Here is a 12,343-nt window from a genome sequence, read left to right as displayed (position 1 = left end):
AACGTTTTTATCCAAATAAAAAAGCGACTATTTCAATTGAAATAGTCGCTCAAATTTATTATGAAATCTTTTGGTGGTTTTGGAATGTTAATACCGCTTCAACACGATTATGTACGTTCAGTTTTTTCAACACACTGCTTACATGATTTTTAACCGTATTTTCTTTGATATTCAATTCCTTTGAAATTTCATTGTTCTTTTGGCCTTTTGCCATTAATTTTAACACTTCATATTCACGACTAGTTAGTCTTAGTTGCATAGCATAACTGATATTGTCAGCTGCCTCTTCTTGACGATTTGCAGTAAAATAATCAATATGCGGATCTACAAAAATACGATTTTGCATCATGCTGTTTAAAGCAAAATTCAAACCAAGTGTATCCATATTAAACGTTAATAAGCCTTTCACACCTTCTTCAATACTTGTATCCACTTCGGATTTTGTATATTTAGATGCGATATAGCCAACAACGATTTCTTCTGTTTGTAAATATGTTTTGATATCTTCTGAAATGCCTTTGTCAGAATTGAGAAGTACAACATCTTGTGCACCGCTTAATTTTGATTGAATATCTTCTAAATTTAATTCACATGAATCTAAGGTATGCTCTGTTGTTGCTAAAATAATTTTAAGCCCCTCAGAATAAATATGATTACAACCTGCTAATACAATGTGTCCCATTTTTTAAAATCCCCTTTTTTAGCATCTGATGTTCAGATTACTATATAGTTGTGTTTTGCCAATTTACTGCTGAAAAAATCAATGATTTTTTCGGTTATTGCTACCTCTTTTAATAATAATCGTTGAAGATGATGTTCCCTAGCATACATTTCAACCGCTTAAAGAGAGTTTAAATTTCAAAATAACATTTCTCTATCTAAATAAAAATAATTAATCAGCTATTTATAAAAAACTAGAGTACTACTCTATTATACCAATTATTTATGATTATTTTGATTAGATAATTCCCTTGTTTTTAATTCACCATGATAGAGTACTAATGTTATTCTTCTTATTATAACGCTTTTTAACCATTCTTATCAACATAAAAGTGAATATTTTTGATTACGTTCTTCAAAAACCCCTAATTAGCTGTATCCTCAATGTTTCTAGGATATAATGGATATATAATCACAACTTGAACAACAGAAAAAGATATAACGAATGTGTAATACTGTGAAGAGTTATTCGTCTTTTTCACTAACACAATTACTATTTTTTAAAATACAGTTATAAGGAGCTATAAATATGCGTAACCTCGAAATAACTACCTTATTTAAGCAACAAAAAAACTTTTTCAAGACCAACAAGACTAGACCAATACCTTTTAGAAGACAGCAGTTAGAAAATCTTCAACAAGCATTACTTACTTACGAAAAACCATTGTTAAATGCACTAGAGAAGGATTTAGGTAAAAGTGAATTTGAATCCTATGCGACGGAAATAGGATTTTGTTTGAAAAGCATCAAAACTACTTTAAAAAAACTGGAACAATGGGATAAACCTAAGACAGTACGTACACCTCTGGCCTTATTTTCTGCGACAAGTAAAATCTATAATGAACCCTATGGTGTCGTATTAATTATTGGCCCATTTAACTACCCTCTACAACTGATTATCGAACCATTAATTGGTGCCTTGGCAGCAGGTAATTGTGCCGTTATTAAAACAAGTGAAATGACACCTAACGTTTCGCGCATTATATCTGACATGATACATGCCCATTTCACAGAAGAAATCGTTATTGTTGTTGAAGGTGTCGCTTCTACAACTACTTATTTACTCACGTTGCCTTTTAATTACATCTTCTTCACTGGCAGTAGTGTTGTAGGAAAAATCGTCTATGAGGCTGCAGCAAAACTTCTCATTCCAGTCACACTAGAGTTAGGCGGGAAAAGTCCCGTCATTGTCACGGAAGATGCCAATATTAAACATGCTGCTGAACGGATAGTCTGGGGTAAATTTTTAAATACAGGTCAAACATGCATTGCCCCTGACTACATCTTAGTTCACCACTCCAAAAAAGCAGCATTAATAACGACGATTAAAGAAGTAATTACAGCCTTTTATGGCCACAATACTGAAAACAATAAAGATTATGGACGCATTGTAAACGAAAAACATTTTAATCGCCTCAATAAAATAATAGCAACCGACAAAAAATACATTGTTGCTGGCGGAAAGAGTGATGCCAATAAACTTTTTATTGAACCCACCTTGCTTGATATTCCTAATACTAGTGTTGCTTCAATGCAAGAAGAAATTTTCGGGCCTATTCTCCCCCTATTAACTTACAATGATCTTGCTGAAGTTTATACAATCATTGATGAAAATCCAACACCACTCGCACTTTATGCCTTTACAGAAAACAAACAGATAGCAACCGAACTATTCGATACAGTTAGCTTCGGAGGTGGATGCTGGAACGATACGATTTCACATGTAGCTAATGAACACTTACCGTTCGGGGGCGTAGGTTCTTCTGGTATTGGTTCCTATCATGGTAAAACTAGTTATGATACGTTCTCGCATCAAAAAAGCATCTTAAAACGCCGTTCTCGTATTCGTATCGCATTTCTATTTCCACCATACAAAGACAAAATAAAGTGGCTACGGAAATTTTATAAATAGATTGAGTGGTTTTTAATTGCTGAATAATTTCCATTAACCCATTAATATACAACTCAATTTTAGATTTTGACTATAAATTAACAATTCATAAACACACAACCTTCTTAAGAAGGTTGTGTGTTTATTCAAGATTTTTGTAGAGGAATTAATTACTCTACAGTAATCGTTCCTCCGAAGTTGAAAACATCACTTAGCCAGCCGTATACAACAAAACAGGTAAATGCAGTCGTAATAATAGTCACAATGATAATCCATTTATATAAATGGTTATCTTTTTTGTTTTTTATAATAACCAAAGGTATCACAATAAAACTTAACGGAGCATAAATAAAAGTGAAAAAAAGCATAATCAATAAAAACCAACTATCATCTGTCTCATTTTTAGTGAGTGTCTTTTTTATATTTGAAAATTTTTGTTTTTGTGTATGAATGTTATGTTTATTAGTTTCAATTTTCCTCTCAAGATGTTCATTTTCTTTTGTAAGGTCTTGTATAGAAGTTTTATAAAAAGACGCTAGCATTTTCAGCGTATGAACATCAGGAGCACTTGACCCATTTTCCCATTTTGAAATCGATTGTCTCGAAATGTTAAGTTTATCTGCCACCTCTTGTTGCGTGAAGTTGTTGCTAAGACGTGCTGATTTAAGTTGTTTTCCTAACATATAAATCCTCCCCCAATTTTTAAAATGAAGCATGGTATGTATCTATAATTATTTTTCAGAGTTATTATCAATTGCTTTTGTTAAAAAATAGCCAATAAAAGGAGCAGCTATAATTCCATATATTTGATAAACTCTCGGAATCAAGAACCATGTCAAAAGCAGAATTATTAAAGTAATAAATACCGAAGTGAAATTTTTCATTTTGTTCCTCCTTATTTTCTGAATAAAAAATAAAATACTAATGTTTAATATACACGAGATTAAAAAGAATTTCCTTTTTTATTAGCCTATTAGTTGCGTTCATTTATAATCTTTATCAAGTTTAATCTCATTCTGTATCCAAATATGGTCTAACTTTAAATATCTTCTGTTAGAACTATACTTATTATATAAATAATACCTCTATTACTAGATATTAAAAATATGGGATAAAAAAAGGATTGCAGGCATAGCTGCAATCCTTTTTATTATTGATTATACTTTTCCAATGTCACTTTTAATAACGTGTAATTGGTGTAATGTTAAATTTACGTTTAAGGTACCATTTAAGAAGCAATACAACAACACCTAAAACAATTGCGATTGTTGGTTCTAAAATGATGTTCCATTTTACTGGTAAAATTGCTGTGAACACAAAGGCTAACAACATCCATACAATTACAAAAATAACAGCGTAAAGTACATACTTCATTAATCCTTTACGTCCCTGTTCTTTAATTCGGAGTGTATAGTATTGCATACCGGCCATACCTGCTCCACCAATAAAGAACGACATCAGGATAAGTGAAATTGGAATTGTTGTAACATTTGAGCTTGATTTACCAAAAAAGGCTGTTCCGGCAACTGCCAATAACATGATTCCCATAACGAGTAAACCACCATCAATACCACGTAATAACCAACTTGGCTCTTTAGGTTTAGGTTTTGTAATCACTTCATTTTGCTCATCAGCATATTGTTGCGGTGCTTTACCGAAAAGACTACGAGCTGTAATACTTTTTTTCTGTGCTTCTTTAACATCCGTTACCATTGTATCGATTAGCGTTACAATCTGATTTTCTGGTAGAACAGCTGCTGTACGAAGGTGACGCTCAACGTCAACGATATACTGCAAGTTTTTCTTCGTTAACCCTTCTTGATTAAAACGATATGTTTGTTCCATCTAGTGTTCCCCCTCTATCTATACGTTGAATAAGAAATGTAACACGTCGCCATCTTTAACAACGTATTCTTTTCCTTCTGCACGAACACGACCGGCCTCTTTTGCTGCTTTTTCAGAGCCATACTCTATCAAATCATCATAGGCAGTTGTTTCTGCACGGATAAAACCACGTTCAAAGTCAGAGTGAATAATTCCGGCACATTGAGGTGCTTTCATACCTTGTTGGAATGTCCATGCGCGTACTTCTTGAACGCCCGCAGTGAAGTATGTTGCTAATCCTAACAATGAGTAAGCTGAATGAATCAAAAGATCTAAACCTGACTTCTCAACACCCATGGCTTCAAGGAAATCTTGTTTATCATCTTCATCAAGTTCAGCAATTTCTTCTTCTGCACTTGCACAAATGACGATTACTTCTGCTTTTTCAGCAGCTGCATAGTCACGTACACTTGCCACAAATTGATTTTCACTACCAGCAGCGACTTCATCTTCAGCTACATTTGCAACGTAAAGTACTGGTTTAGAAGTTAACAAGAAAAGACCTTTTAAAATAATATCTTCTTCTTCTGATAATTCTAACGAACGCGCAGGTTTATCGTTTTCTAATGCCGCTTGTACTTTAACCAATACTGCAAGCTCATCAACAGCTTCTTTATCACGTTGTTTAGCTAATTTTTCTACACGCTTCACACGCTTATCAACCGACTCTAAATCTGCAAGGATAAGCTCTAAATTAATTGTTTCGATATCGTCTAATGGATTGATACGGCCTTCAACATGTGTAATGTTTTCATCAATAAAACAACGAACAACATGACAAATTGCATCTACCTGGCGAATATGTGAAAGGAATTTGTTACCAAGTCCTTCACCTTTACTTGCACCACGTACGATTCCAGCAATATCTGTAAATTCAAAAGTCGTTGGAATTGATTTTTTTGGTACATACATTTCCATTAATTTTTCTAATCTTTCATCTGGTACTTCTACACGACCCACATTAGGATCAATCGTTGCAAAAGGATAGTTAGCTGCTTCTGCACCCGCTTTTGTTATTGCATTAAATAATGTCGACTTACCTACGTTGGGTAAACCTACGATTCCGGCTGTTAATGGCATTGTGTTTGCACTCCTTCAATTCATAAATAATAGTTTTATATAGTAATTATAGCAAATTATCCAAGTCTTAATTTTAAGTAAAAAACCTGATTAACCTTACTTTTTTCTAAAATAACATTAATTTATATTATATAGGTTTTTGAGTTAAAATGAAATCAAAAATCCATCTCTACTATCATACCATAAAAATATGGATTGATTACGTTGGATATTCACAGGCAAAAACTTTAAAATAAGATAAATAAGGAGGCGATTTGATGGTTTATATCAATCCTATTGACATACCTATTCTAAAAAAAATATTAAATTATTCTGACGTAACTATTACCGAGGTTTTACCTGAAACACAAAATGCCGAATACGATGCTTTTCGATTCACAATCGCAGGTCATACTGCACGTTTTAGAAAGGCAAAAATAACACCTAAAAAAAATGGCCAATTCGTTGCTTTTTGGGAGAAAAATACAGGTGGTAAAAACCAACCCTTCCATGTAAATAACACCCCTGATTTACTCATTATTGCAGTTAACGATTCATTAAATACAGGTTATTTTATTTTCCCTAAACATATCTTAATTACTAAAAAAATAATTTCGAACAACAATTCAATTGGCAAAATGGCCATGCGTATTTATCCCCCTTGGGATTTAGCCATGAGTACACAAGCACAAAAAACACAGATTTGGCAAAATCATTTTTTCCATAGTGACATAAGCAAAAAAACATTGCATACAATTTGTTAAATATTTGACACTGTATTATCTCGGTTCTAAATTTTTAATGTTTTATGACAATTTATGAGACGGATAAAGCGCCTTTGACATGCTATAGTTTAACTTTAAACTACTTGTAAAGTCGGAGGTATAAAATGAATAAGAAAAAGGCACCCTCAAAAACAAAGTCAAAATCAAAAAAAGGATTACTTAAAAAAATACTAATCCCTTTATTACTTTTGCTATTAGTTATTGGTGGGATTGCAGGCTACATGTATTATAAAGCTGCTGATACGGTCGATAAAATCAATGAACCGCTTAAGACAACTTCTACAAAGGTTGTTGATGAAAAACCTTTCACCGTTTTATTGATGGGGATTGGAACCCAACCATCTAATGCGAAACGCCAACTACGTGGTGCTTCAGATACAATGGTACTAGCTACAGTAAATCCATCAAAAAATGAAATGAACTTATTAAGTATACCGCGTGATATGATAACACCTATTTCAGGCGAAAGTAAAAAAGGAAAGATTTCAACAGCCTATACTATCGGTGGAGCTCAAAAATCCGTTGATACTGTATCCGATTTATTTGACGTGTCTATCGATCATTACGTCACTTTAAATATGGACGGTTTAGAACAACTTGTTGATGCAGTCGATGGCGTGACTGTTAAGAATACGTTTGAATTCACTCAAGATGGTTTCAATTTCCCTAAAGGCTCACTCACTCTTTCTGGAGAGAAAGCGCTAAGCTATAGTTTAATGCGCTATAATGATCCTAATGATGATTTTGGACGCCAAAAACGTCAAAGACAAACAGTTGATGCCCTTTTTGTTAAACTTGTATCGGCTAAAGGATTAATGAATTATAACGCCATCATGGACATCATTGGTGAGAATGTAACCACCAATATCAGCATGAAGGAAATTTTTGGAATCGCTAAAAACTACCGTAACATTAAGACAGTTAAGCAAAATACGATTGAAGGCGGTAAAATCGTGCGTCCAAATAACTCGACTGATAAACGAGTACCAAGCACCTATGTGATTTCAGATAAATACATCAAAGAATACAGTCAACTACTTAAGCAGCAACTTGCTGAATAAGTTAGGTTAACATAGTTAACCCCCATCTCTCATACTATTTGAGGGATGGGGGTTTTTTGTAGCTATCTTGTAAAATACCTTTTACAATGTAGTAAGGAAAGGATGTGCGTATAGAATGACGCTAAAATCACTTTTTTTTGAGGGGTCAAACGAAAAAACTGCTTTTTGGAGTAAACCTCCTGCTGATAAAATTACATTTGGCCTTATTGAATTAGAAAAAAATTTCTCATGTAAATTGATTGAACGTTTTCCAGTGCCAACGATTGGTGCAACACTATCTAATCAAGTGCTTGAACAAAAAGATGGTCAACCCGTAAACGGTCTCTTTTTAATGGGGACAGCTACAAATAAAGGTTCTTATATCTCGTTTTCCTTAGAAAATGCTACAGGAACATTTGAAGGTCGCCAATGGATTAATGGCGATGCAGATCTACAACTAGAAAAATTAAATCAACAGTCAATCGTCTCAATCACAGCTAAATTAAATGAGTTCCCTAAAAAAAGCGGACGTTTTTCATTGATGTGTTCCGCCATCAAACCAGCAGACTATAATGATGATACAGCATTATTACAAAGACAAATGCCTGATGATACACCGCAAGCAATTGTTGATGAGTTTTTCTTCTACATCTCATTGCTAAGTAAACCATTTCAAAACACTACTTTTTATTTGCTTGATGATTTGTGGGCAGATTTTTCATTACGTTATGGTGCGAAAGGCCATCATCATAATTATCGAATGGGGCTGTTGCAGCATACCACGGAAGTTATGCGTATCGCTTATCATATACATCAACATGCTGAAAATCCAACAAGTTTAGCTACCTATTTAAACATTATCACACGTACATTTCAATCGTTGGACTGGAAAAAAATGCTCACCGATTTAACGCCACAAACAGCCTATAAAAAAACTGCACCTAATGAAACAAGCAATCATATTGCCGAATTGTCACAACGTATTTTAACAACATCTATAACCGAACCACTTTCTTTGGACACGTTATTGTTTGGTATTATCTTCCATGATATTGGAAAAATCATCGAATATAGCAGTGTTGGCGATGAGTCTGGTGATAAATACAAACGTTGGTTTGGCGATAATTTCGAAGTACCACATCATCGTGCAGGAGCAATTGATATGGATGTTCTAGGGAAGCGTTTTGGTCATATCCAATTAGGCGTAATGTATATTTCACGCCAGATGTACCAAAATAATACCGAATTAAGTTTAAATGATTGGTTAGACACTTTAGCTGTTATTCAATCTCATCATTACAAACCGGAATGGGGCTCACCAGTGGTTCCAAGAACAACAGTCGAATTTGTTGTTCACTTAGCTGACTTTATTGATGCCCGAATCGCCAGTGAATTTTAACAACTAGAAAAATATTCAACAAAAAGCATCAGCGTTTCTACATGAAATAAATACTATTATCGAAAAAGACATGTATCGGAATAATAGTCCGCATACATGTCTTTTTTTGTGAAAAAATAAGCATCAGTGAAAACTCACCAACACCCTAAATTATAAAGCCAAAAGTTTACAACCTTTCTCTGTTTCACATGAAACAAAAAAGCAAAGAGCCATGAGATTTACATCTCTACTCTTCGCCTTTACTATGATATGTATTATATTTATTCTGCTAAAGCTTCTTTCAATTCTTTTTGATATTTAGCTTTAACATCATCTGATACAACATAATACCAGCTTGTTGTTGCTCCATCAGGATTCATCAAGGTTTCACCTGTACCGTCTTCAATCGATGATTCAGTGACATTGTTGACAACACCGCGATAGTTTTTAGCAATCGAAATCATATCCTTCGTATCAAGGTTTGTCTCGACGTTATTGCCAATTGCTTTTAAAATGTCATTGTAATTGAATACCACACTACTCGAAGTTGCTTTGCGTGTGACTGCTTCAATTACCTGACGTTGACGTTGTTGACGACCAAAATCACCTTTCGGATCTTCATAACGCATACGTGAATAAGCTAAAGCTTCTTTTCCTGACAAATTGATGTTACCCGTGTTAAAAGTAATGCCATCCTGTTTAAAGTTTAGCTTATTGTTAACCGTTACACCATCCACTGCATCAACAAGTTGCTTAAAGCCATCCATATTCATATTCACATAGTAGTTTACGGGGATGTCCATAAACTCTGAAACTGTATCTACTGCCATTTGTGCCCCACCATAAGCAAAAGCTGAGTTGATTTTTTCTTCTGTACCATGACCTACAATCGGCACACGTGTATCACGTGGTAAACTAAGAAGATATGTTTTTTCCTTTTGAGGATTTACCACCGCTAAAATCATTGTATCGGATAGACCTGGACGTTGACGCCCCTTACTATCTAAATCATTGTCCGTACCAAGTAACAAAACTGCAAATGGTTTTTTATCAGCAATATTAGTTGCACTTGTTTTCAATGGCGCATTAATTTTACTCACTGTACTATTTGTTTTGAAATAAAGGTATCCAGCCACACCAGCAATTGCTAGCACTAGTATTAAAATTAACATTAAAATTGCTTTCCTAACCGGATGTTTTTTCTTCACTTTCGAACGTCGTGTTTCAGTTTCACTCATCAATTTCCACCTCAATCATTTCTCTCACTTAATTTTTAGCTAGTATAACACAGGCTATCTTTTTTTAAAAAAGATTTGTGAGTTACCGAATAATTTTCTTGATTTTTTTATCAAAATCGCGACGTGGAATTAATACGCTATGTCCGCATCCAAGACACTTTATTCGAATGTCCATGCCCATGCGAATTATTTCCCATTCATTACTACCGCAAGGGTGTTGCTTTTTCATTTCCACGACACTTTTCAAATCATAACCCATCACATGTCTCTCCTTTTTACAATTCTATCTCTAATATATTCAATATACGGTTAAAATCGTCCTCAGATAAAAATTGAATTTCAATTTTACCCTTTTTACCGACTTTTTTGATTTCAACTGCGGAACCAAATTTTGATTGTAATTGCGTTTCTGTTGCGCGAATAAAACTTGGCTTTTGTTTCTTACCAACGTTGTTTTTTGTTTGCTTCATATTTTTATTGGCATTTAATTCCGTAACATATTGCTCTAATTGACGTACGGTCATTTGTTGAGCAACAGCTTTTTTAGCTACCGCTAAAAGTTGATCTGATTCTACCAATCCTAAAAGTGAACGTGCTTGTCCCATTGACAACAACTGTTGTTCTAACATTTTTTTAACTTCAGTTGGTAATTTTAACAGTCTTAAATAGTTAGCGATATAAGGGCGACTTTTACCTAATTTTTTCGCAATTTCACTCTGTGTTAACTGTCGTTTTTCAATCAAAAGTTGATACGCATTCGCTTCTTCTAAAACAGATAGGTTCTCACGTTGTAAGTTTTCTAAAATTGCTAAATCCATCATTTGATCGTCTGAATAATCACGTATAATTGCTGGAATCGTTTCAATCCCTGCTAATTTAGAGGCACGGCAACGACGTTCTCCGGCAACAATTTCATATTTATTATTAATTTTACGTAAAATAACTGGCTGTAAAACACCATTTGCAGTGATTGATTCTGCTAATTCTTTTAGAGCTTGTTCATCAAATATCGTACGTGGTTGATAGGGATTCGAGATGATTTTTGTTAACATGACCTCTTCGATTGTTTCCTCATTAGAAAGCCCCATATCACCGAATAATGCGCTAATGCCTTTACCTAAACCTTTAGACATTTGCTTTCACTTCCTTTGCTAATTCTATATAAGCCTCTGCACCCTTTGATTTCACATCATAGATGACAGCGGGTTGTCCATAACTTGGCGCTTCACTCAAACGAACATTTCGTGGGATAACTGTTTGATAGACCTGCGGGCCAAAATGTTTTTTAACTTCAGCAATAACCTGTTGTCCTAAATTTGTACGTGCATCATACATCGTTAATAAAACACCCTCAATTTCGAGATTTTTATTTAAATGGCGTTGCACTAATTTCACAGTATTTAGCAACTGTGTTAAACCTTCTAACGCATAAAATTCACATTGTACAGGTATTAATAATCCATTTGCTGCCGTCAAAGCATTTAACGTAATAATTCCTAAAGATGGTGGACAATCAATAATGATAAAATCATATCTTTCAGATACAGTTTCTAACGCGTTCTCTAAACGTCTTTCACGCGATATTGTGGATACTAATTCAATTTCCGCGCCTGCTAGTTGAATCGTTGCAGGTACAACATCTAAATTTTTAACATCCGATGTTATGATCACATCTTCTAACGGTACATCTCCAACTAGAACATCATAAATACACTGTTTAACTTCTGCCTTTTTGATTCCGACACCACTGCTAGTATTCCCTTGTGGATCAGTGTCCACTAATAATACACGGTGACCAATAATCGCTAAACTTGCACCCAAATTTATCGCTGTTGTTGTTTTACCGACGCCACCTTTTTGGTTGGCAATTGCTAAAATTCTGACCATTCGATTCAACCTACTCTCTCAAATTAGGAGTTTTCGTAATCAACCTACTCCATGTGTATAAAAAATTAAGATTTGCGTTTGCATACTACCTTGCTTTTTTTACAACTTAGAGTTCTTATTTCATTAATTATCAAACCGATATTATTACAGTCCTGCTAACGCAGCCTTTTATTGTTACTTACTCTTTAATTGTAGCAAAAAAAGCCGTAATCATGTTAATATAAGACGAATTTAAATACAACTTCATTTTCAATGCCATTATTTTTCAGGGATATCATCTCTTCTATAAAGCAATAAAAATAACATCATTTATATCTTTAAACTACCAAATTCCGTATTTAGATATTAACTAACATGTTTAACAATAGAAAAATAAGAACGGATTGTTCGTTAAAAAATAACGATAACACCCCGCTCTTATTAGCTATTAATTAATAATAACGCTCTTTATTTCAACGCAC

The 12,343-nt window shown here is 34.1% G+C and carries 13 protein-coding genes; 4 read left to right on the top strand and 9 right to left on the bottom strand.

Annotated features, from left to right (window positions below):
• Window positions 1–58: 58 nt before the first annotated feature.
• The gene (locus IKV95_RS02940; protein ID WP_029091943.1) at window positions 59–682 is read right to left on the bottom strand and encodes a response regulator transcription factor; all 624 of its coding nucleotides are present in this window, start codon (window positions 680–682) and stop codon (window positions 59–61) included.
• A 567-nt stretch (window positions 683–1,249) separates the two neighbouring features.
• Here IKV95_RS02940 and IKV95_RS02935 point away from each other — a divergent pair.
• Entirely contained in the window at window positions 1,250–2,632 is a 1,383-nt protein-coding gene (locus tag IKV95_RS02935; protein ID WP_119945793.1) for an aldehyde dehydrogenase, read from the top strand.
• Between the two features lie 149 nt (window positions 2,633–2,781).
• Here the strand turns inward: IKV95_RS02935 and IKV95_RS02930 are convergent, their stop codons facing one another.
• The 4 genes from IKV95_RS02930 to ychF form a co-directional block, all read right to left on the bottom strand.
• The gene (locus IKV95_RS02930) at window positions 2,782–3,294 is read right to left on the bottom strand and encodes a helix-turn-helix domain-containing protein (protein WP_069120667.1); all 513 of its coding nucleotides are present in this window, start codon (window positions 3,292–3,294) and stop codon (window positions 2,782–2,784) included.
• Window positions 3,295–3,342: 48 nt separating this feature from the next.
• A complete protein-coding gene (locus IKV95_RS02925) occupies window positions 3,343–3,495 on the bottom strand; it encodes a hypothetical protein (RefSeq protein WP_154657732.1) in 153 nt (50 codons plus the stop codon).
• 295 nt (window positions 3,496–3,790) lie between these two features.
• Entirely contained in the window at window positions 3,791–4,456 is a 666-nt protein-coding gene (locus IKV95_RS02920) for a DUF1129 domain-containing protein (RefSeq protein WP_069136471.1), read from the bottom strand.
• Window positions 4,457–4,474: 18 nt separating this feature from the next.
• Window positions 4,475–5,575, bottom strand: coding sequence for a redox-regulated ATPase YchF (ychF, locus tag IKV95_RS02915; RefSeq protein WP_029091345.1), 1,101 nt, complete (start codon window positions 5,573–5,575; stop codon window positions 4,475–4,477).
• Between the two features lie 257 nt (window positions 5,576–5,832).
• On the opposite strand from ychF, the gene IKV95_RS02910 reads away from it, so the two are divergent.
• The 3 genes from IKV95_RS02910 (at window position 5,833) to IKV95_RS02900 (ending at window position 8,778) form a co-directional block, all read left to right on the top strand.
• Window positions 5,833–6,318, top strand: a complete 486-nt coding sequence (locus IKV95_RS02910) for a MepB family protein (protein WP_036027168.1) — start codon at window positions 5,833–5,835, stop codon at window positions 6,316–6,318.
• A 125-nt stretch (window positions 6,319–6,443) separates the two neighbouring features.
• On the top strand, window positions 6,444–7,400 hold the full coding sequence (locus IKV95_RS02905; protein ID WP_069132457.1) for an LCP family glycopolymer transferase: 957 nt from the start codon (window positions 6,444–6,446) through the stop codon (window positions 7,398–7,400).
• A 115-nt stretch (window positions 7,401–7,515) separates the two neighbouring features.
• A complete protein-coding gene (locus IKV95_RS02900; RefSeq protein WP_069129366.1) occupies window positions 7,516–8,778 on the top strand; it encodes a hypothetical protein in 1,263 nt (420 codons plus the stop codon).
• A gap of 260 nt (window positions 8,779–9,038) precedes the next feature.
• On the opposite strand, the gene IKV95_RS02895 is transcribed toward IKV95_RS02900, so the two are convergent.
• From IKV95_RS02895 to IKV95_RS02880, 4 genes are all read right to left on the bottom strand, one after another.
• A complete protein-coding gene (locus tag IKV95_RS02895; RefSeq protein ID WP_029091341.1) occupies window positions 9,039–9,995 on the bottom strand; it encodes an LCP family glycopolymer transferase in 957 nt (318 codons plus the stop codon).
• 82 nt (window positions 9,996–10,077) lie between these two features.
• Entirely contained in the window at window positions 10,078–10,254 is a 177-nt protein-coding gene (locus IKV95_RS02890) for a DUF951 domain-containing protein (protein WP_080712896.1), read from the bottom strand.
• Window positions 10,255–10,270: 16 nt separating this feature from the next.
• Entirely contained in the window at window positions 10,271–11,128 is an 858-nt protein-coding gene (locus tag IKV95_RS02885) for a ParB/RepB/Spo0J family partition protein (protein ID WP_029091339.1), read from the bottom strand.
• Window positions 11,121–11,882, bottom strand: a complete 762-nt coding sequence (locus IKV95_RS02880) for a ParA family protein (protein WP_029091338.1) — start codon at window positions 11,880–11,882, stop codon at window positions 11,121–11,123. The genes IKV95_RS02885 and IKV95_RS02880 overlap by 8 nt, the downstream gene beginning before the upstream one ends.
• Between the last annotated feature and the right edge of the window lie 461 nt (window positions 11,883–12,343).

Origin of the sequence: Brochothrix sp. (assembly GCF_017549435.1) — a bacterium.
Classification (GTDB): Bacteria; Bacillota; Bacilli; order Lactobacillales; family Listeriaceae; genus Brochothrix; species Brochothrix thermosphacta.
This window is presented reverse-complemented; position numbering and strand designations above follow the sequence as displayed.